We start from the raw sequence: 20561 nt of genomic DNA on the forward strand, positions 1-20561 counted from the left end.
TCTGGTTCGTTCCGTGCACCGCCGAAGCGGCAGGATTGTCAGCCTCGCGCGCGCAGGATCGAGCGGCCGGCATAGACCGCCTGGTCGCCCAGTTCCTCTTCGATCCGCAGAAGCTGGTTGTACTTGGCGAGCCGGTCCGAACGGGCGAGCGAACCGGTCTTGATCTGCCCGCAATTGGTCGCGACCGCGAGATCGGCGATGGTCGAATCTTCGGTTTCGCCCGAGCGATGCGACATCACGGCGGTGTAGCCGGCCCGGTGTGCGACATTGACCGCGTCCAGCGTCTCGGTGAGCGTGCCGATCTGGTTGACCTTGACGAGGATCGAATTGGCGACGCCCTTGGCGATGCCGTCGCGCAGGCGCTCCGAATTGGTCACGAAGAGATCGTCGCCGACGAGCTGCACGGTGGCGCCGGTCTTTTCGGTCAGCGTCTTCCAGCCGGCCCAGTCGTCCTCGGCCATGCCGTCCTCGATCGAGATGATCGGATAGGCGCCGGCGAGTTCGGCTAGATAGCCGGTCATGTCGTCCGGCGACAGCTTCCGCCCCTCGCCTTCCAGGTCGTAGACGTCGTTCTTGAAGAACTCGGTCGAGGCGCAGTCGAGCGCCAGGAACATGTCCTCGCCGGGCTTGTAGCCGGCCTTCTCGATCGCCCGCATGACGAAGTCGAGACCGTCCTTGGCGGATGCGAGACCGGGTGCGAAGCCGCCCTCGTCGCCGACATTGGTGTTGTGGCCGGCGTCCTTCAGCATCTTCTTCAGCGTGTGGAAGACTTCCGCGCCCATCCGCAACGCGTCCGAGAAGCGCTCGGCGCCGACCGGCATGATCATGAATTCCTGGAAGTCGATCGGGTTGTCGGCATGGGCGCCGCCATTGATGATGTTCATCATCGGCACGGGCAGCACATGCGCCGAGGCGCCGCCGACATAGCGGTAGAGCGGCAGCGCCGAGGCATCGGCCGCGGCCTTGGCGACCGCCAGCGACACGCCGAGGATCGCATTGGCGCCGAGCCGGCTCTTGTTCGGGGTGCCGTCGAGCTCGCGCATGGCGGCGTCGATGCGGATCTGGTCCTCGGCCTCGTAGCCGCCGATCGCCTCGAGGATCTCGCCATTGACCGCGTCGACCGCCTTCTGGACGCCCTTGCCCATGTAGCGGCTGCCGCCGTCGCGCAGCTCGACCGCCTCGTGGGCGCCCGTCGAGGCGCCGGACGGGACCGCCGCGCGGGCCAGCGTGCCGTCTTCCAGGATGACGTCCACCTCGACCGTGGGGTTGCCCCGGCTGTCGAGAATTTCGCGTCCGATGATGTCGATGATCGCGGTCATGCGGGGTGCCTCCAAATGTGGTTCTGCCAGCCTTCTAGACCAGGCATGTGACGGATTGAACTGATTCTGGTCGCGGTCGGCCGGCGATGGCGCTGAGCGCCCGCGCCGACGCCCGGCATGGAGTGGCTCAGTCGAAGCCCTTGGCCACCGCATCCAGCGCCTGCAGGCGCTTCAGGAGCTCGGGCATGCGGTCCAGCGGCACCATGTTGGGGCCGTCCGACGGCGCGTTGTCCGGATCCTCGTGGGTCTCGATGAACAGGCCGGCGACGCCGACCGCGACGGCGGCCCGCGATAGCGTCTCGACGAAGCGGCGCTCGCCGCCCGACGAGCCGCCCCGCCCGCCCGGCTGCTGCACCGAGTGGGTGGCGTCGAAGACCACCGGTGCGCCCATCCCGGCCATGATCGGCAAGGCGCGGAAATCGGAAACCAGCGTATTGTAGCCGAAGGACGCGCCGCGCTCGGTCAGGAGCACGTTGGGATTGCCGCTCTCGGTGACCTTGGCGAGCACATTGCTCATGTCCCAGGGGGCCAGGAACTGGCCCTTCTTGATGTTGACCACCCGGCCGGTTCCGGCCGCCGCGATCAGAAGGTCGGTTTGCCGGCAAAGAAACGCCGGGATCTGCAGGATGTCGCAGACCGTTCCGGCCTCACGGCACTGTTCCTCGGTGTGGACGTCGGTCAGCACCGGCAGGTCGAAGGTCCGCGCCACTTCCTCGAAGACCGGCAGCGCGTCGGCCAGGCCGATGCCGCGCCGGCCCTTCAGGCTGGTACGGTTGGCCTTGTCGAAGCTTGCCTTGAAGACGTAGCCGATGCCCAGATCGTCGGTGATCCTCTTCATCTTCTCCGCGATCATCATCGCGTGGTCGCGGCTTTCCATCTGGCATGGGCCGGCGATCAGCGCGAAGGGCCGGGAATTGTCGAACACGGTGTTGCGAGCCGCGACGGTGCCGTTGGGCGCTGTCATGATGGTCTCTCCTCGAAGGCGATGAAGGGTGTGCTGGCGGGACCGAGCGTGGCGACGATCCGTCCGTCCCGCTCCGTCACGACATCCGGCGCAAGCGCGGCGCGCGCGTGATCGGGATCTGCCACCGCCAGGACCATCCCGGCGAGCCGCAGCCGATCGTCAACGGCCGCGACGCCGTAGCGTGCCTGGGCAAGGGACGGCGTCAGGAACTCCAGAACGACATTCGCCAGGGCGAGTGTCGCGCCGCCGCTGCCGTCGCTTGTCAGCGTCGATCCGGCGATTGTCTCCAGAAGCCGCCGCGTCTCCTCATCCACCGTCCCGACCAGGACGATGCGCAGGAGACCATCGGCCCCATTGGCATGGCGCGACAGGGCCGAGCGATCCGGAGCGACGCTGTGGCGAGCTTCGCAGAAGAACAGCGACGCCACGAAACCGGGCAGCAGGCGGGCGAAGGCCAGCCGAAACGACAGGGTCGCCTCGGCACCGTCGCCCTGCCGGAACGTGCGGGAGAAATCGACGGTCGCCGGCTCGGCGAGATCCTGCGCGGTGAGCGCGTCGCGGTCGGCCAGCGCATCGGCCGACCGGAACGCCAGGCCCGAAAAGCCCGGCAGATCCTGTTCGGCCCGGTACGCCGCGTCCCGCGCGACGAAGAAATTCCCGGCTGCCAGCGCATCGACCTGCGCCGCCGCGTCCACGACCGCCAGCGGTTCGAGATAGACGCCATCGGCGAGGAACACGCAGGCATTGCCGGTGCCGAAGGGATGGACGGCGTCCGGTGCGACGGTGAAGCCGAGCGCGCCCAGCCGTTCGCGGGCCGTGGCGAGGTTATCGAAGGACAGGACGAGATGATCGATCGCGCGCATGGTCACGGCCTATTCGATCTCCCGCGGCAATTCCAGATGCATGGCGCCCGGCCCGGCCGAGCCCGCACCGGACATCACCGGTGACCGGCATTCCACCAAGGGCGGCTTGCTTGTCACGGGGACGCAGCCGCACCGGGCCGGCACGGCTGCAGACGCCTAGACCAGCCGCGAACGCTCGACGGCGGCGGCGATGAAGCTGGCGAACAGCGGATGCGGCTCGAACGGGCGCGACTTCAGCTCCGGATGGTACTGCACGCCGATGAACCACGGATGGTCGGCCAGTTCGACCGTCTCCGGCAGAAGGCCGTCCGGCGACATGCCGGCGAAGCTCATGCCGACGGCTTCCAGCGGCTCGCGATAGGCGCGGTTGACCTCGTAGCGGTGGCGATGCCGTTCCTCGATGGTCGTATCGCCATAGATCTCGGCGATCTTCGAGCCTTCCTTGAGGCTCGCCGCATAGGCGCCGAGACGCATGGTGCCGCCGAGGTCGCCCTTCTTGGCGCGCTGCTCCAGCTCGTTGCCTTTCAGCCATTCGGTCATCAGGCCGACGACGGCTTCCTCGGGATCACCGAATTCGGTCGAGCCGGCGTTCTGGATGCCGGCCAGCGAACGGGCCGCCTCGATCACCGCCATCTGCATGCCGAAGCAGATGCCGAAATACGGCACGTTGCGCTCACGGGCGAACTTGGCCGCGAGGATCTTGCCTTCCGAGCCGCGCTCGCCGAAGCCGCCGGGCACCAGAATGCCGTTCACCCGCTCCAGATACGGCGTCGGATCCTCTTGCTCGAAGACCTCCGATTCGATCCAGTCGAGCTTGACGCGCACCTTGTTGGCGATGCCGCCATGCTGCAGCGCCTCGATCAGCGATTTGTAGGCGTCCTTGAGGCCGGTATATTTGCCGACGATGGCGATGGTCACCTCGCCCTCGGGATGGCGAATGCCGTCCGTCACCTGGTGCCAGAGCTGCAGCTGCGGCTTGGGCGCCGGGTCGATGCCGAAGGCGGCCAGCACTTCGGTGTCGAGACCCTCATGGTGATAGGCGATCGGCACATCGTAGATCGTCGCGACGTCCAGCGCCTGGATGACCGCCGTTTCCCGCACATTGCAGAACAGGCTCATCTTGCGACGCTCTTCCGCCGGCACCTGCCGGTCGGCGCGCACCAGCAGGATGTCCGGCTGGATGCCGATGGCGCGCAGTTCGCGCACCGAATGCTGGGTGGGCTTGGTCTTCAGCTCGCCGGCCGTCGGAATGTACGGCATCAGCGTCAGATGGACGTAGATCGCGCCGCCCCGCGGCAGGTCGTTGCCGAGCTGGCGGATCGCCTCGAAGAACGGCAGCGCCTCGATGTCGCCGACCGTGCCGCCGATCTCGCAGAGAACGAAATCGAAATCCTCGTTCCCGTCGAGAACGAATTCCTTGATGGCGTCGGTGACGTGCGGGATGACCTGGACCGTCGCGCCGAGATAATCGCCGCGGCGCTCCTTGGCGATGATCTCCTGGTAGATCCGCCCGGTGGTGATGTTGTCCATCCGGTTGGCCGAGCGGCCGGTGAAGCGCTCGTAATGGCCGAGATCCAGATCGGTCTCGGCGCCGTCGTCGGTGACGAACACCTCGCCGTGCTGCGTCGGGCTCATCGTGCCCGGATCGACGTTGAGATAGGGGTCGAGCTTCCGCAGCCGCACGCGATAACCGCGTGCCTGCAGGAGTGCACCGAGTGCGGCCGATGCAATGCCCTTGCCGAGAGAAGAGACCACGCCGCCGGTGATGAAGATATATCGCGCCATGGGCCTTCCCGATATCGCGGCGGAGATGATTCCGCCAGTCACTTTTTACACATGCGAAAAACCAGCGGGGCACCCGAAGGTGCCCCGCCGATGACGTTCAATGGGCGAACGAAGCGCTACTGGCCGTTCTGCGGCGTCGCCGGCTCGTCGGACGGACGTGTCGTGCCTGCGGCCGGCTCCTCGACGGGCGGCACGGTCGGCGCGTCTTCGACGCCCGGTGCATCCTCGGCCGGATTGGCAGGAATTTCCTCGACAGGTGCTGCCTCGGTCGCCGGTGCAGGAGCTTCCTCAGCCGCCGGTGCCGGCTGCGCCGGAGCTGCGGTGGTCTCGCCGGTCGGGGCTGCCGGTGCCTCGTCGGGCAGCGACGGAGCCGCGCTCGGTGCGTCGGCGGCGACAGGTGCCGTTTCCGTCGCGGCGCCGCCAGCGGGCGCCTGCGGCTGCTCGGGCAATCCGCCCAGCTGATCCAGCAGGCTACCACCCTGATCGCTGCCATCACCAGCCGGCGCACTCTGGCCGCTCTGATTGACCGGCAGGCGGTCCAGAATGTCGGTCGGCTGGGCGCCGTAGCGCGCCAGGATGCCGAGCGAGAGCGAGGTGACGAAGAACGCCGCTGCCAGGATGCCGGTCGTGCGCGTCAGCGCATTGGCGGCACCGCGGGCCGACATCATGCCGCCGCCACCGCCACCGATGCCGAGCGCACCGCCTTCGGAGCGCTGCAACAGAACGACGACGACGAGCGTCACGACGATCATCAAGTGGATGATGATGAGAATGGTTTCCATGGAACTTTCGCAACGCGTCTATTCGATAATTGCGCGCCTTCTACAGAAGCGACGCCCGCTTTCCAACCGTATTCGGCATTTGCGGGCGATTGGGCGCGCGGCCCGTGTCGTTCCGGTCAGGCTGTCGGCGACGCCTGACATATCGCGATGAAGTCCGACGCCTTCAAGCTGGCCCCGCCGACAAGGGCTCCATCGACATTATCGATTGCCAGGAGTTCCGCCGCATTGCCCGGTTTCACCGACCCGCCGTAGAGGATGCGAACCCCGTTTCCGGCCTCGCCGAAACGCTCGACCAGCGTCCTGCGGATGAAGTCGTGGATGTGCCGCACGTCGTCCGCCGTGGGCGTCTTGCCGGTGCCGATCGCCCAGACCGGCTCATAGGCAACAACGACCCGGTCACCGTCCATGTCGTCCGGCAGCGAGCCGGCCAGTTGCCGCGCCAGGACGTCCGTCGTTGCGTCGGCATCGCGTTCCGCCTCGGTCTCGCCGATGCAGATCACCGCGATCAGGCCGGCGGCCATCGCCGCCTCGGCCTTGGCGCGGACCAGTTCGTCGCTCTCGCCATGATCGGCGCGGCGCTCGGAATGGCCGACGATCACGTAGCGCGCACCGACATCCTTCAGCATCGCAGCGGAAATGTCGCCGGTATGGGCGCCGCTTTCGGCCGGATGGCAATCCTGGCCGCCCACGGCGACATGGTGGCCGAGAATGCCAAAGCTCGCCGACAGCATCGTGGCCGGCGGGCAGATCAGGATGTCGCGGCCCTGGTTGAGGCCGGCGCCGGCGGCTTCGGCCAGCGTCTGCAGCTCACCCAGCTCCTTCAGGAGCCCGTTCATCTTCCAGTTTCCGGCAATCAGCGGCGTCGGTGCCATCGTGTTTCCTCAGCTCTTTGTCAGGCGCCCAGGGCCCGGCGCGGACCTTACGCATCGAAGGGCGTAAATCAATCGTGCGGGTCGCTTGCGTCCGATGGGCCCGGTTTCCTAAAAGGCACGGAACAGAATGCCCAGGATCGCCTCGCGCGCGGCGATCCTTGTCGGGCGAACGGGAGACCATCATGCTCAACACGCTCCGCGGCAGCATTTCCGGCTGGACGGCCAAGATCCTGCTCGGCCTTCTCGTGCTCAGCTTTGCCGTCTGGGGCATCGGCGACGTCTTTCGCGGCGGGGTGGCGAATGCCGTGCTGACCGCCGGCGAGACCGAAGTGTCGCTGCAGGACTATGCGCTGGCCTACAACCGGGCTCAATCCCGCCTCGCCCAGCAGATCGGCCGCCGGCCCACCGCCGAGGAAGCCGAGATGTTCGGCATCGGCCAGTCGGTCATCAGCCAGCTCGTCGCCGGTGCCGTGCTCGACGAACAGGGCCGCCGCATCGATCTCGGCCTGTCGCAGGACCGACTCGCCCAGGTGATCGCCGAGGACCCGACCTTCCAGGATGCCTCGGGCAATTTCTCCCGCGCCCAGTTCCAGAATGCGCTCTACAACGCCCGGATCAGCGAGGCCGACTACATTCGCGGCCAGGAGAACCAGGCGGTGCGCAGCCAGATCGTCGACGCGGTCTCGGAAGGCATCGCCATTCCCGACGCCTTCTCCACGGCGCTCGGCCTCTACAATGGCGAGCGGCGCACGATCGAATATGTGACGCTGACGCCCGCCACGATTCCCCCGGTCGCCGACCCGTCCGACGAGGTTCTGGCCACTTATTTCCAGGAAAACAGCGAGACCTATGCCGCGCCGGAATATCGCTCGGTGGCCTACGCCGTCCTGACGCCCGAGGCGATGGCCGACCCGACGACGATCACCGACGAGGCGGTCGCGGCGGATTACGAGCAGTACAGGGAGCGCTACACCACCGCCGAGCAGCGCCGGGTGCAGCAGATCGCCTTCCCCGATGAGGCCGCTGCGCAAGCCGCCAAGGCCAAGCTCGAGGCGGGCACGAGCTTTGCCGACGTCGCGCGGGATGCCGGTCGCAGCCCGGCCGATATCGATCTCGGCCTCGTCACCCGTTCGCAGATTCCCGATGCGACGGTCGCCGAGGCGGCCTTCTCACTCGCCGAAGGCGAGGTGTCGGACGTGGTCAGCGGCGCCTTCGGTCCGGTGCTTCTGCAGGTCACCGAAATCCAGCCGGAAACCGTGCAGACGCTGGAAGAGGTCTCCGACGAGATTCGCTCGGCACTGGCACTCGTGGCGGCCAGCGATACGGCCAACAGCGCCTACAACGCCTTCGAGGATGCCCGCGCCGGCGGCGCGACCTTCGCCGAAGCGGCGCAGAGCGCCGGCCTGACGGTGCAGACGATCCCGGCCGTCGACCGCGAGGGCAACGGCCCGGACGGCCAGCCCGTCGCCGAACAGCCGTCGGCGCAGGAATTCCTGCCCGGCGTCTTCGAGACCGAGCCCGGCCTCGACAATGTGCCGATCAACTTCCAGTCCAACGGCTACGTCTTCTATGACGTGATCAGCATCGATCCGGCCCGCGACCGTACCCTCGACGAGGTGCGCGACCGGGTACTGGCCGACTGGAAGGCCGCCGAGACGGACCGGCAGCTCGCCGAGCGCGCCGAGCAGATGAAGACCGAGCTGCAGGCCGGCCAGAGCATGGCCGATGCGGCGGCCGCGGTCGGCGCCGAAGCCCGCACGGCAGCGGCGATCTCGCGCCAGTCCGGCGTGTCGGAACTCGGCCAGGCCGGCGTCAACGCGGCGTTCTCCGGCGGAACAGGAACGGTCGCCACGGCGGCCGGTCGCGAGGCCGGCTCGCAGATCGTCCTGCGCGTCGTCGAGGTTGCGCCGCCGGCAGACCCTGCGGCCAACGTCGCCGCCAACGAGCGCGGCCAGATGACCGGCATGCTGGAGAACGACATTCTGGAGACCTACGTGTCGCTGCTCCAGAACGACACCGCCATCGCCGTTCACCCGGCGGGCATCGAGCGGGCAAAGGCGCTGATCCGTTGAGCCAGAGCCTGAAACCCTTCATCGCCAAGGTCGCGGCGGGCGAGACGCTGGACCGCGCCGAGGCCGGCGAGGCCTTTTCGGTCATGATGTCCGGCGAAGCGACGCCGTCGCAGATCGGCGGCTTCCTGATGGCGCTGCGCGTGCGCGGCGAGACCGTCGACGAGATGGCCGGCGCGGTGGACGTCATGCGCGCCAACATGCTGCGGGTCGAGGCGCCGGCGGAGGCCGTCGACATCGTCGGCACCGGCGGCGATCACGCCGGCACCCTGAACGTCTCCACCTGCTCCGCCTTCGTTCTGGCCGGCTGCGGCCTCGTCGTCGCCAAGCACGGCAACCGTGCCCTGTCGTCCAAATCCGGCGCGGCCGATGTCCTGATGGCGCTCGGCGTCAATGTCGACCTGAAGCCCGATGCCATTTCGCGGGCCCTCGCGGACGCCGGCATCTGCTTCATGTTCGCGCCGACCCACCACGCCGCCATGCGGTTCGTGGGCCCGAGCCGCGTCGAGCTCGGCACCCGCACGATCTTCAACCTGCTCGGACCGATGTCCAACCCGGCCGGCGTCGGCAAGCTGCTTCTGGGCTCGTTCTCGCGTGAATGGCTGGTGCCGATGGCCGAGACGCTGCGCGCGCTCGGCACCGAATCCGCCTGGCTCGTCCATGGCGACGGTCTCGACGAGATGACGGTCTGCGGCACGACCGAAGTCGCGGCGCTGGAGAATGGCGAGATCCGCCAGTTCGCCATCGAGCCGGAGGATGTCGGTCTGCGCCGCTGGCCGCTGGCCGACATCAAGGGTGGCGACGCCGCGACCAATGCTACGGCGTTGCGCGCCGTTCTCGACGGAGCCGACAACGCCTATCGCGAGATCGTCCTCCTGAACGCGGCCGGCGCACTGGTCATGTCGGGCCATTCGGCCGATCTACGCGAGGGCATCGCCAAGGCGGCCGACGCCATCGACAGCGGCCGCGCCCGCGCCGCGCTGGAGCGGCTGGCCGCGGTCACCCAGGCGATTGCGGGGGAAACCAAATGAGCGACATCCTGCAGAGGATCGAAGCCTACAAGCGCGAGGAGATCGCCGCCGCCAAGCAGCGGATCTCGCAGGCCGATCTCGAAGGCCAGTTCGCGTCCGTCGAGCCGCCGCGCGGCTTTGCGGCGGCGCTTGGCGCGCGCCATCGCGCCGGCGAGTTTGCGCTCATCGCCGAAGTGAAGAAGGCGAGCCCGTCCAAGGGCCTGATCCGCGAGGATTTCGACCCGCCCGCCCTCGCAGCCGCTTATGAGCGCGGCGGCGCCGCCTGTCTCAGCGTTCTCACCGACACGCCGTCCTTCCAGGGCGATCCGTCCTTCCTGACGGCGGCGCGCGCGGCGACGAGCCTGCCCGCGCTGCGCAAGGATTTTCTCTACGACACCTATCAGGTGGCCGAGGCCCGCGCCTGGGGCGCCGACGCGATCCTCATCATCATGGCCGCGGTCGACGACGCCCTTGCCCGCGACCTCGAAGCCGCGGCCGTCGCCTATGGCCTGGACGTGCTGGTCGAGGTGCATGACGAGGCCGAGACCGAGCGGGCGCTTGCCCTCGCCTCGCCGCTGCTGGGCATCAACAACCGCAATCTGCGCACCTTCGAGACCTCGCTGGACACCGCGGAGCGGCTGGCCGCCCTCGTGCCCGACGATCGCGTCCTGGTCGGCGAAAGCGGCATCTTCACCCATGCCGATTGCCAGCGTCTCGCCGGGCACGGCATCCGCACTTTCCTCGTCGGCGAGAGCCTGATGCGTCAGGAGGACGTCGAGGCCGCGACGCGGGCGCTGATCGGCGGCGATCCTGCCATCACGGTGCCCGCATGAGCGATCCGCGCGACGCCACGCTGACGCATCTCGACGCCACCGGCGCCGCGTCCATGGTCGATGTCGGCGACAAGGAGCGCACGCGCCGCGTCGCTGAGGCCGAAGGCTTCGTGATGATGGAGCCGGCGACGCTCGACCTGATCCTGGCCGGCGAGGCCAAGAAGGGCGACGTCATTGGCATTGCCCGCATTGCCGGCATCATGGGCGCCAAGAAGACCCACGACCTGATCCCGCTCTGCCATCCGCTGATGCTGGAGAAGATCGGTGTCGAGATCACCGCCGAGCCTGCGCTGCCCGGCCTGCGGGTCACCGCGACGGCGCGGGTCGGCGGCAAGACCGGCGTCGAGATGGAGGCGCTGACGGCCGTCTCGGTCGCCTGCCTCACCATCTACGACATGGCCAAGGCGGTCGACCGCACCATGACCATCAGCGGCATCCGCCTCCTGGCGAAATCCGGCGGCCGCTCCGGCGACTGGTCGGCGGACGCCGCGTCGTGAGTCTCATCCCCGTCGAGGAGGCCTATCGTCTCCTCGTCGAGGACGCCCGCCCCCTCGACCGAACCGAGACGCTGCCCCTGCGCGACGCGTCGGGCCGCATTCTGGCCGCGGACCTCGCCTCGCGGCGCACCCAGCCGGCCTTCGACGCCTCCGCCATGGACGGCTACGCGGTCCGCGCCGCCGACCTTGGCGACAAAGCGCCCTTCCCCTCCCTGCGGCTCGTCGGCGAATCGGCCGCCGGCCATGCCTATGACGGCACGCTGCAGCCAGGCGAGACCATCCGCATCTCCACCGGAGCGCCGGTCCCGGCCGGCGCCGACGCCATCCTGATCCAGGAGAACGCCGACCGGCGGGACGGCACCGTCACGGCGACGGCGCCGGTCGTCGTCGGCCAGCACATCCGCCCGGCGGGAATCGACTTCGCAGCCGGCACGCCGCTTCTCACCGCCGGCACCGTGCTCACCCCGGGCGCCATCGCGCTGGCCGCCAGCGGCGGCCATCCGTCGATCCCGGTACGCGGCCGGCCCCGCGTGGCGATCCTGGCGACCGGTGACGAGCTCGTCCTGCCCGGCGAACCCATCGGCCCCTCGCAGATCGTCGCCTCCAACACCTTCGGCGTCGCTGCGCTGGTGCGCGAGGCCGGCGGCCTGCCGCTGAATTGCGGGATCGCGCCCGACCGGGAAGCGGCCATCGATGCCCAGCTGACGCAGGCGATCGCCGACGGCGCCGATATCTTCGTCACCATCGGCGGCGCCTCGGTCGGCGACCACGATCTCGTCGGCAAGGTCTTCGCCGCCCATGGCGTCTCCCTCGACTTCTGGAAAGTGGCCATGCGCCCCGGCAAGCCGCTGATGGCCGGCAGGCTGGGCGACATGCGGGTCGTCGGCCTGCCCGGCAACCCCGCCTCCTCCATGGTCGCCGCCACCCTCTTCCTGGCACCGCTGGTCCGGCGCCTCGCGGGCCGTCCCGCGCGTCCGCTGTACCGCCGGGGCGTTCTCGCCGCGCCGATGTCGGACAATGGCGACCGCACGGATTTCGTCCGCGCCCGGATCGAACCGGATGGCGCCGGCCCACCCCGTATCGTGCCGTTGTCGCGCCAGGATTCCTCGCTGCTGTCGATCTATGCTGCGGCCGATGCCCTGCTCGTGCGCCCGGTCCGCGCCGCACCGGCCGAAGCAGGCGATCCCTGCGATTACGTCCCCCTGACGGCGCTGGAGCCACTTGCGGAACACAACTAGAACAGATAGGTTTGTTCAGGTTTTGTTTTGAGGAGTCGCCCGGATGCTGACGCGCAAGCAGCACGATCTTCTGGTCTTCGTGAACGATCGGGTGCGCGAGACTGGTGTGCCCCCGTCCTTCGATGAAATGAAGGACGCGCTGGACCTGCGGTCCAAGTCCGGCATTCACCGCCTGATCACCGCGCTCGAGGAGCGGGGCTTCATCCGCCGCCTGCCCAACCGGGCCCGGGCGCTGGAAATCCTGAAACTGCCCGAGTCGATTCAGGGCAACCGCCCGGCACCTGTCGGGCGCACCGGCTTCAAGCCGAGCGTCATCGAAGGCAGTCGCGATACCGCCCGGCCCGCCCCCACGGCGCAACCGGCGCCGGCCAAGGCGTCCGCCTCGACGGCCATCCCTGTCATGGGGCGGATCGCCGCCGGCGTGCCGATCTCGGCCATCCAGCACAACACCCATTCCATCGTCGTTCCGCCGGACATGCTGGGCAGCGGCGAACATTACGCCCTCGAAGTGAAGGGCGATTCGATGATCGAGGCCGGCATTCTCGACGGCGACACGGTGGTCATCCGCCGGGGCGACACGGCGACGCCGGGCGAGATCGTGGTCGCCCTCGTCGACGACGAGGAAGCGACCCTGAAGCGCTTCCGCCGTCGCGGCGACACCATCGCGCTGGAGGCGGCCAATCCGGCCTATGAAACCCGGATCTTCGGCTCGGACCGGGTCAAGGTCCAGGGCAAGCTGATCGGCCTGATCCGCCGCTACTGACCGCTCCGGACGGAACGCGGTCGGTGCAGAACGGGTGATAGGTCCTCGCGACTCGCGCCCGAAGCGTTGAGGCCCGAAACCGGCTCGTCCTCGCTCAGGGCCCAACCGTCGCGGTTCGGCCTGAACCGGCCGGGCCCCCATTGCTGACGGTCGCCGAGGCCGGCTGCGTGACGGGTACCGGCGGGTCTGGCGCGGCTGGCTTGCGCCAGTATTCCGGCCAGGGCGCCAGCCGGTGAACGTTCCAGCGTTCGGGCGGATCGCTGACCGCCGGCACGATGCGGGGCCGGCCTGTCGCCGCCTCCCGGCCGATCGCCAGCGAGCCGGTCCGCCGCAGCGTGCGCAGCGTCACCAGAAAGGCGCCGGATCGGCATTCCGTCAGCCGGATCGCCCGTGAGACGATGGCAACATCCGCCTCGTCGCAGGCATCGCCCGTGCGGGCATAATCCTCAGTCCAGACCACCCGCAGGCCGCCGCGCGTGGTGAAGCGGCAGTATTTGGCCGCGCACTCGGCGGGAATCGTCGCACGGATCCGCTCGGTGTCCGTGCCCCGCGGCGCCCGCGCCTCGAAGGCCCGCTCCCATTGTTCCGCGATGAAACCGCTGGGCCTTGCACGAAGGAAAGCAAGCTGGCCCTCCGCCGCGAGAGTCGCGACCTCCTTGCCGTCCTCGAAGATCAGCAGTTCCGGTGGGACCGTCCTGTCGGGCGCTGCGACGAATCCGGCGAGTGCCAGCGGCAGGCCAAGCCAGCGCAACCGGCTTGCCAGACAGGACGCGGTGAGGATCGCCGCCGTCAGCAGCAGAAGTCCCGATGCGGTCATGCGTCCGATCGCCTGGTCCGGCAGCCAGGCATAGACGTTGCGGGCGATCTCGAGGACGAGCCAGAGGCCGGCACCCATCGCCTGGAACGGCCAGGCGTCGAGCCCGAACGGAATCAGCAGCGTTCCCACCAGCGCCAGCGGCATGATCCACAGCGTGAAGAGCGGCATGGTCAGGAGATTGGCGACGAAGCCGAAGGCCGCCATCCGGTGGAAGTGATAGGCGGCATAAGGCGCGGTTGCCGATCCCGCCAGAAGCGACGTGACCATGATCGCAGAGAGCGCGACCAGGATCTTGCCGGCGACGCCCCTATCCGTCTCGCGGCCGCGTTCGCGCCCCGCGCGCCATTGCGACAGGGCCGCATAGCCGCCGATCAGCGCCACGGTCGCCGCAAAGCTCATCTGGAAGCTGGCGGTCATCACCGCATGCGGAGCGACGAGGATGACGACGATGGCAGCGATCGCCACGTTGCGAAGCGTCAGGGCGGGGCGGTCGATCAGCACGGCGCCGAGCATGATCGCCAGCATCACGAAGGATCGCTGGGTCGCGACATTGGCGCCCGAGATCGCCAGATAGATCGCCGCGACGGCCAGCGCGACAAAGGCCGCAATCTTCTTCGCCGGCAGGCGCAGCGAGATGGCCGGCACGAGGGACAGCGACGACCGCACGGCCAGCATGGCGAAGCCGGCGACGATCGCCATGTGCAGGCCCGAGATCGACAGGACGTGGGCGAGCCCCGTGCCGCGCAGCCATTCGCGGGCATCGTCGGGGATACCGGCGCGTTCGCCGGTGATGAGGGCCGCGGCGATGGCGCCTTCCCGGCCGCCGATCACCATGCTGATGCGCTCGGTCAGGGCGAGGCGCGTCTGCGTCTGCAGATGCCGCAGTTCGGCCAGAAGACCGCGTCCATCGTCGCTTGCCGTGGACGGCGTCGGCTCGGCCTCCGGCGCGCCGAGCGAATAACCATAGGCTCCGATCCCGGCAAAGAACGGCGCCATGGCAAAGTCGTAGCTGCCGGGAAATGCCGGACCGGACGGCGGCCCGAGCCGGACGAGGCCGCGATAGAGGCCGCCGGGCGCGATCGGCTCATGTCGGCTGCCGACGACGATGCGCACTCGCTCCGGCGGTCGCGACAGGACTGGCCGCTCGGTTTCTGCGACTGCGATCACATAGCGATAGCGTCCGTCCTCCGTCCGCTCTCGCGAGAGGACGGGACCGGCAATGCGCACCGTCGCCTGGCCGGACAGGATCGTCGTTTCGGTGCGCTGAATCTCGCCGATCGCAAGGGCGGTACCCACGAAGGTGAAGCCCGCGAGGATCAGCATCGGGTGCAGAACGGGGCGTCCCATACGGCGCAGCGCGAGGCCGAGGCTGGCGATGGCGGCAAGGACGGTCAGCCAGACATTCGGGGCCCAGCCGGCGCCGTGGACGAGCGCCACGCCGATCATCAGGCCGAGCGGGACCAGGAGAAAACCGGTACGGGCGCGGGTCTCGGCGGCAAACTGGTCGGCGAGCCATTCCCGGCCGAGACGGCGCCAACGGCTACGCGGCGGCAGCACGATCGTCGCCCGCCAGCGCCGGAACGCTGCCCGAACGGCGTCGCGCCGCCCGAAGGCCGCGCCTGCGCGTTCGTCGCGATCGCTGGCGCTGTCCATGCCGTCCGGTCCCGTCGGCTTGTCTCTCCCCTCGCCTATGGTACACAGCCGCCAAGCGAAAGCGATCCACGCCGATCGCTCCCAACACTCAGCGTATCAATATCGGAGAGACCATGACGGACGCCGTCGTGACCCGCTTTGCCCCCTCGCCGACGGGCTTCCTGCATATCGGTGGCGCGCGCACGGCGCTGTTCAACTGGCTCTACGCCAGGGCAACGGGCGGCAAGATGCTGCTGCGGATCGAGGACACCGACCGCGCCCGCTCGACCGAGCCGGCGGTCCAGGCGATCATCGACGGGCTCGACTGGATGGGCCTGACCGCAGACGAGCCGCCGGTGTCGCAGTATGAGCGGGCGGACCGCCACCGCGAGGTGGTCGAGGAGATGCTCGCCAAGGGCGAGGCCTATCGCTGCTACGCCAGCCAGGCCGAACTGGAAGAGATGCGAGAGACCGCGCGCGCCGAGAAGCGTCCGCCGCGCTATGACGGCCGCTGGCGCGACCGCGACCCGTCCGAGGCCCCCGAGGGCGTCAAGCCGGTGATCCGCCTGCGAGCGCCGCTGGAGGGCGAGACGATCGTCCGTGACAAGGTGCAGGGTGACGTCCGCTTTCCCAACAAGGATCTCGACGATCTGGTGCTGCTGCGCTCAGACGGCAGCCCGACCTATATGCTGGCCGTGGTCGTCGACGACCATGACATGGGCGTCACCCACATCATCCGCGGTGACGACCACCTGACCAATGCTGGCCGCCAGACGCTGATCTACAAGGCGATGGGCTGGGACGTGCCGGTCATGGCGCACATCCCGCTGATCCATGGCGCGGACGGCGCCAAGCTGTCGAAGCGCCACGGCGCGCTGGGCATCGAGGCCTACCAGGCCATGGGCTATCTGCCGGTGGCGCTGCGCAACTACCTCGTGCGGCTCGGCTGGAGCCATGGCGATTCCGAGATCATCTCCACCGAGGAGATGATCGAATGGTTCGATCTCGGCGAGATCAACAAGGGCGCTGCGCGCTTCGACTTCGCCAAGCTGGAAGCGCTCAACGGCCACTGGATCCGGCGCAGCGACGACGCCGATCTGGTCGACATGCTGATGGCCGAGCGGGACGTGCTGCCCAATGGCGGCATCCTGAAGACCCGCTCCGACGACGAAATCCGATCCAAGCTGACCGCGGCCATGCCCGGGCTGAAAGAGCGCGCCAAGACCCTCGTCGAGCTGACCGAGAGCACCGCCTATCTCTTCGCCGACCGGCCGTTGTCCTTCGAGGACAAGGCGGCGGCGATTCTCGACGATGGCGGCCGCGAAATCGTAGGCGCCCTCGCCAAGCGCTTCGAGGCGGCCCCGGACTGGTCTGCGGCGGAGCTGGAGGCCATAGTACGCGCCTATGCCGAGGAGAACGGCCTGAAGCTGGGCAAGGCGGCACAGCCCCTGCGGGCGGCCCTGACCGGCCGCACCACCTCCCCGGGCGTGTTCGATGTACTGGCCGTGCTGGGCCGGGACGAATCGCTGGCGCGGCTGGGCGATCAGTCGGCCTGACCAAGGACAGGACTATTGCGGCGCAACACATTGCGTGATCGGAAACTTGTCGCACTCCTGGGTTTGGAGTAGTCAGGCATCTGAACAATCTGTGTGCGCTGCGAGAGGTCGATACCTGAGCGGCTATCATCGAAGGGAAAACGCATGACGGAACAGTCGGCGAAGCTCACATTGGGTCAGAAAGATGCGGATCTGGCCGTTCGCAGCGGCAGCATCGGACCGGACGTCGTCGACGTCACCGCGCTGTACAAGCAGACCGGTCTCTTCACCTACGACCCGGGCTTCTCCTCGACGGCGTCCTGCGAATCCAAGATCACCTATATCGACGGCGACGAGGGTGTGCTGCTGCATCGCGGCTACCCGATCGACCAGCTCGCCGAGCGCGGTGATTTCCTGGAGACCTGCTACCTGCTGCTCTACGGCGAACTGCCGACGACCCGCGAGAAGGACGATTTCGTCTACCGCGTGACCCGGCACACCATGGTCCACGAGCAGATGAGCCGGTTCTACACGGGCTTCCGCCGCGACGCGCATCCGATGGCCGTCATGGTCGGCTCGGTCGGCGCCCTGTCGGCATTCTACCACGACTCGACGGATATCGCGGATCCGCACCAGCGGATGGTGGCGAGCCTGCGCATGGTCGCCAAGATGCCGACCATCGCGGCGATGGCCTACAAGTACCATATCGGCCAGCCCTTCGTGTATCCGCGCAACGATCTCGCCTATGCCGAGAACTTCCTGCACATGTGCTTCGCGGTGCCCTGCGAACCCTACCGGATCAACCCGGTGCTGGCGCGGGCCATGGACCGGATCTTCATCCTCCACGCCGATCACGAGCAGAACGCCTCGACCTCGACGGTCCGGCTGGCCGGCTCTTCGGGTGCCAACCCGTTTGCCTGCGTCGCCGCCGGCATCGCCTGCCTCTGGGGCCCTGCCCATGGCGGCGCGAACGAGGCTGCGCTCAACATGCTGATGGAGATCGGCACCAAGGACCGCATCCCCGAGTTCATTGCGCGGGCCAAGGACAAGAACGATCCGTTCCGCCTGATGGGCTTCGGCCACCGGGTCTACAAGAACTACGATCCGCGCGCCAAGATCATGCAGCAGACCTGCCACGAGGTCCTCGACGAACTCGGCATCAAGGACGATCCGCTGCTCGAAGTGGCGATGGAGCTCGAGCGCATCGCGCTGACCGACGAGTACTTCATCGAGAAGAAGCTCTACCCGAATGTCGACTTCTACTCGGGCATCACCCTGAAGGCGCTCGGCTTCCCGACCACCATGTTCACGGTGCTCTTCGCCGTGGCGCGCACGGTCGGCTGGATCGCCCAGTGGAAGGAGATGATCGAGGACCCGCATCAGCGGATCGGCCGTCCCCGCCAGCTCTATACGGGCGCCGAGATGCGCGACTACGTCGCCGTCGACGAGCGCGGCTGAGGCTTAGCCGCCTCGAGATCAAAGAAAAACGGGCGCTGCGGCGCCCGTTTCTATGTCTGGATGGAAGTCCTGCCGCGCGCAATGCAATCGAGGACGATCGCGGCGGCCGCCTCGCCCGGCGCAACGTCGATCCGCATCATCTCGCGGATGTCGGCAAAGCCAGCGCGCTGCGCCGCCCGCTCCGGCGTCGGCGTCATCAGCCGCTCGAGCCGGCGGGCCAGCATTTCCGGGCGCACGAATTCGTGGAAATGCTCCGGCACCAGCGCGTGGCCGACGATGAAGTTCGGCATTGCCGCCGTCCAGGCCGAAATCAGGTGCCGGAACTGGTAGGCCACCGGGTCGAGCCGGTAGGCCAGCGCCATCGGAACATCGGCCAACGCCAGCTCCAGCGACACCGTGCCGGAGGCCGCCAGCGCCGCGTCGGCTTCGGCAAAGGCCGACCATTTCGCGGTCTCGCCGGTGACGATCTCGGGCTTCACCTCCCAACCGGCGATCTTCTGTTCGATCAGACCACGATGCCGTTCGAGCGCCGGAATGACCGCCGTGACGCCCGGCATACGCTCCCGAAGGACATCGAAGGTACGGCCAAAATCGTCGATCAGCCGGTTGATCTCGCCGCGGCGCGACCCCGGCAGGATCAGGAGACGCGGAGGCGATGCCGGAGGGCGCTCCGGCGCGGTGCGCGCCGGGTCGGCGATCATCTGCGCCAGCGCCGGCACCCGCATCAGCGGATGGCCGACATAGGTCGATGGCGGCCCATCCAGCCGTTCCATGGTGGCGGGCTCGAAGGGCAGGATACAGATGGCGTGGTCCACATAGGCCCGCATCTTTCGTGCCCGCTCCTCGCGCCAGGCCCAGACCGTCGGCGGCACGTAATTGACGATCGGCACGTCCGGCAGTTTCTCGCGCACCCGCTTCGCCACCCGGTGGGAGAAGGTCGGGCTGTCGATGATGACGAGGATATCCGGACGCGAGGCGATCACCGCGTCGGCCACCTGAGACAGTCGGCGCATCAGCTGCGGCAGCCGCGCCAAGATCGCGCCGATCCCGATGATCGACAATTCGTCGATGTCGAACAGGCTGTCGAGACCCTCGGCCTGCATCGCCTCGCCGCCGAGCCCCACCAGCCGCAATCCGTCGCCAAGTTTCGGACGAAGAGCGCGGATGAGATCGGCCCCGATCCGGTCCCCTGACGCTTCCCCGACCACGAAGGCGATGGTCGTCATGGCCGGTCTCCCCCGTCGTCGCCGTTTGCCATGCCGGTATCCTCTCCGAGACCGACGATTGCGATGCCCGCGGCTTCGGCGGCCTCGAGCACGTCGTCGATCCCGAGGATCAGGCTGCGCCCGGCCGTCGCCCCGATCACCGTGATGCCGGCAGCGGCCGCCTCCTCGATGGTGGCGCCACCGATGCTCGGCAGGTCGAAGCGCTCGTCCTGGGTCGGCTTGACGCTTTTCACCAGCACGCAGCGCTCGGAACGTCCGATGCGGCCGCGAACCTTGAGATCGGCGACCCTTTGGAGCATCTCGCGCGTACCCTCGATCCCTTCCAGCGCGATCACCCGGTCCCGGGACGCAACGACCGCCTGTCCGATATCGAGCTCGCCCAGCCGTCCCGCGGCCCGGGCGGCGAGCACCAGCGCCTGTTCTTCGTCGGCGTCGGGCATGCGACGGGTCAACGTGCCGCCGGGCGTCAGGAGCTGCGGAACGATGTCCTGCACCGCCAGCATCTCGAAGCCCTGGCGCTCCATGTAGCGCGACAGAGCGCGCAACAACCGGTCGTCGCCGCCCCGTACGATCTTCAGCGCCGCCGGCAGCCGGATCAGGGTCTGGAAACTGGGAATGAGCGAGCGGAAATCGGGACGGTGGCTGACGGTGCCGCAGAACACCATGCGCAGGACACCGCACGACTTCATGTAGGCGATCGCATCGCCGGTACGGCCCCAGGGATAGGCGCCCCCTTCGTAACCCGCCCAGTCGTCGGCCATGCCGTCGCCGATACGCACCACGACGACCCGCCAGCCTGAGGCGCGCGCCGCTTCCGCCACCAGTCGCGGCAGCGATCCGCCCCCCGCCACCAGACCGAGAGCGTCGCCCGGCCGATCGGGAGCCAGTCCGGCCATTG

Annotated in this window: 17 protein-coding genes; 8 read left to right on the forward strand and 9 right to left on the reverse strand. The window is 68.2% G+C overall.

The genetic code is table 11. The features are described from left to right. Positions 1-38: 38 nt before the first annotated feature. The 6 genes from eno to tpiA form a co-directional block, all read right to left on the reverse strand. Positions 39-1319 (reverse strand): phosphopyruvate hydratase, encoded by a 1281-nt coding sequence (eno, locus tag H9Q09_RS02475; protein ID WP_187389735.1) that lies wholly within the window; start codon positions 1317-1319, stop codon positions 39-41. A 127-nt stretch (positions 1320-1446) separates the two neighbouring features. After that, positions 1447-2283, reverse strand: coding sequence for a 3-deoxy-8-phosphooctulonate synthase (kdsA, locus tag H9Q09_RS02480; protein ID WP_187389736.1), 837 nt, complete (start codon positions 2281-2283; stop codon positions 1447-1449). Then, a complete protein-coding gene (locus H9Q09_RS02485; protein WP_187389737.1) occupies positions 2280-3146 on the reverse strand; it encodes a VOC family protein in 867 nt (288 codons plus the stop codon). Before H9Q09_RS02485 ends, kdsA begins: the two co-directional genes overlap by 4 nt. Positions 3147-3302: 156 nt before the next feature. Beyond that, positions 3303-4931: a CTP synthase gene (locus tag H9Q09_RS02490; protein ID WP_024350618.1), complete on the reverse strand. Its 1629-nt coding sequence runs from the start codon at positions 4929-4931 to the stop codon at positions 3303-3305. Between the two features lie 116 nt (positions 4932-5047). Beyond that, on the reverse strand, positions 5048-5713 hold the full coding sequence (gene secG, locus H9Q09_RS02495; protein WP_024350617.1) for a preprotein translocase subunit SecG: 666 nt from the start codon (positions 5711-5713) through the stop codon (positions 5048-5050). A 116-nt stretch (positions 5714-5829) separates the two neighbouring features. Then, positions 5830-6585: a triose-phosphate isomerase gene (gene tpiA / locus H9Q09_RS02500; RefSeq protein WP_187389738.1), complete on the reverse strand. Its 756-nt coding sequence runs from the start codon at positions 6583-6585 to the stop codon at positions 5830-5832. 182 nt (positions 6586-6767) lie between these two features. Here tpiA and H9Q09_RS02505 point away from each other — a divergent pair, with 182 nt between their 5' ends. The 6 genes from H9Q09_RS02505 to lexA are packed head-to-tail and all read left to right on the forward strand — an operon-like array spanning position 6768 to position 12995. Next, entirely contained in the window at positions 6768-8657 is a 1890-nt protein-coding gene (locus H9Q09_RS02505) for a peptidyl-prolyl cis-trans isomerase (protein WP_187389739.1), read from the forward strand. Then, a complete protein-coding gene (gene trpD / locus H9Q09_RS02510) occupies positions 8654-9685 on the forward strand; it encodes an anthranilate phosphoribosyltransferase (RefSeq protein WP_187389740.1) in 1032 nt (343 codons plus the stop codon). The genes H9Q09_RS02505 and trpD overlap by 4 nt, the downstream gene beginning before the upstream one ends. Beyond that, positions 9682-10497 carry an indole-3-glycerol phosphate synthase TrpC gene (gene trpC / locus H9Q09_RS02515; protein ID WP_187389741.1) on the forward strand — a complete coding sequence of 272 codons (816 nt, stop codon included), beginning with the start codon at positions 9682-9684 and terminating at the stop codon, positions 10495-10497. The genes trpD and trpC overlap by 4 nt, the downstream gene beginning before the upstream one ends. Then, positions 10494-10994 carry a cyclic pyranopterin monophosphate synthase MoaC gene (moaC, locus tag H9Q09_RS02520; RefSeq protein ID WP_187389742.1) on the forward strand — a complete coding sequence of 167 codons (501 nt, stop codon included), beginning with the start codon at positions 10494-10496 and terminating at the stop codon, positions 10992-10994. Before trpC ends, moaC begins: the two co-directional genes overlap by 4 nt. Further along, positions 10991-12232: a gephyrin-like molybdotransferase Glp gene (gene glp, locus H9Q09_RS02525; RefSeq protein ID WP_187389743.1), complete on the forward strand. Its 1242-nt coding sequence runs from the start codon at positions 10991-10993 to the stop codon at positions 12230-12232. The genes moaC and glp overlap by 4 nt, the downstream gene beginning before the upstream one ends. Before the next feature lie 43 nt (positions 12233-12275). Further along, positions 12276-12995, forward strand: a complete 720-nt coding sequence (gene lexA / locus H9Q09_RS02530) for a transcriptional repressor LexA (RefSeq protein WP_187389744.1) — start codon at positions 12276-12278, stop codon at positions 12993-12995. Between the two features lie 94 nt (positions 12996-13089). On the opposite strand, the gene H9Q09_RS02535 is transcribed toward lexA, so the two are convergent. Next, positions 13090-15465, reverse strand: coding sequence for a ComEC/Rec2 family competence protein (locus tag H9Q09_RS02535; protein WP_187389745.1), 2376 nt, complete (start codon positions 15463-15465; stop codon positions 13090-13092). 113 nt (positions 15466-15578) lie between these two features. Between H9Q09_RS02535 and gltX the strand changes: the two genes are divergently transcribed. Then, positions 15579-17000, forward strand: coding sequence for a glutamate--tRNA ligase (gene gltX / locus H9Q09_RS02540; protein ID WP_187389746.1), 1422 nt, complete (start codon positions 15579-15581; stop codon positions 16998-17000). Positions 17001-17144: 144 nt separating this feature from the next. After that, the gene (gene gltA / locus H9Q09_RS02545; protein WP_009209493.1) at positions 17145-18437 is read left to right on the forward strand and encodes a citrate synthase; all 1293 of its coding nucleotides are present in this window, start codon (positions 17145-17147) and stop codon (positions 18435-18437) included. A 50-nt stretch (positions 18438-18487) separates the two neighbouring features. Here gltA and lpxB read toward each other — a convergent pair whose 3' ends face one another. Continuing rightward, a complete protein-coding gene (gene lpxB, locus H9Q09_RS02550) occupies positions 18488-19663 on the reverse strand; it encodes a lipid-A-disaccharide synthase (RefSeq protein ID WP_187389747.1) in 1176 nt (391 codons plus the stop codon). Beyond that, entirely contained in the window at positions 19660-20559 is a 900-nt protein-coding gene (lpxI, locus tag H9Q09_RS02555; RefSeq protein ID WP_187389748.1) for a UDP-2,3-diacylglucosamine diphosphatase LpxI, read from the reverse strand. Before lpxI ends, lpxB begins: the two co-directional genes overlap by 4 nt. Positions 20560-20561 lie beyond the last annotated feature (2 nt).

The organism is Aurantimonas sp. DM33-3 (genome assembly GCF_014334315.1).
Taxonomy (GTDB): domain Bacteria; phylum Pseudomonadota; class Alphaproteobacteria; order Rhizobiales; family Rhizobiaceae; genus Aurantimonas; species Aurantimonas coralicida.

Coding starts and splice junctions, on each gene's coding strand:
- eno (WP_187389735.1), bottom strand. CDS start 1,319: ATGACCGCGATCATCGACATCATCGGACGCGAAATTCTCGACAGCCGG.
- kdsA (WP_187389736.1), bottom strand. CDS start 2,283: ATGACAGCGCCCAACGGCACCGTCGCGGCTCGCAACACCGTGTTCGAC.
- H9Q09_RS02485 (WP_187389737.1), bottom strand. CDS start 3,146: ATGCGCGCGATCGATCATCTCGTCCTGTCCTTCGATAACCTCGCCACG.
- H9Q09_RS02490 (WP_024350618.1), bottom strand. CDS start 4,931: ATGGCGCGATATATCTTCATCACCGGCGGCGTGGTCTCTTCTCTCGGC.
- secG (WP_024350617.1), bottom strand. CDS start 5,713: ATGGAAACCATTCTCATCATCATCCACTTGATGATCGTCGTGACGCTC.
- tpiA (WP_187389738.1), bottom strand. CDS start 6,585: ATGGCACCGACGCCGCTGATTGCCGGAAACTGGAAGATGAACGGGCTC.
- H9Q09_RS02505 (WP_187389739.1), top strand. CDS start 6,768: ATGCTCAACACGCTCCGCGGCAGCATTTCCGGCTGGACGGCCAAGATC.
- trpC (WP_187389741.1), top strand. CDS start 9,682: ATGAGCGACATCCTGCAGAGGATCGAAGCCTACAAGCGCGAGGAGATC.
- moaC (WP_187389742.1), top strand. CDS start 10,494: ATGAGCGATCCGCGCGACGCCACGCTGACGCATCTCGACGCCACCGGC.
- lexA (WP_187389744.1), top strand. CDS start 12,276: ATGCTGACGCGCAAGCAGCACGATCTTCTGGTCTTCGTGAACGATCGG.
- H9Q09_RS02535 (WP_187389745.1), bottom strand. CDS start 15,465: ATGGACAGCGCCAGCGATCGCGACGAACGCGCAGGCGCGGCCTTCGGG.
- gltX (WP_187389746.1), top strand. CDS start 15,579: ATGACGGACGCCGTCGTGACCCGCTTTGCCCCCTCGCCGACGGGCTTC.
- gltA (WP_009209493.1), top strand. CDS start 17,145: ATGACGGAACAGTCGGCGAAGCTCACATTGGGTCAGAAAGATGCGGAT.
- lpxB (WP_187389747.1), bottom strand. CDS start 19,663: ATGACGACCATCGCCTTCGTGGTCGGGGAAGCGTCAGGGGACCGGATC.
- lpxI (WP_187389748.1), bottom strand. CDS start 20,559: ATGGCCGGACTGGCTCCCGATCGGCCGGGCGACGCTCTCGGTCTGGTG.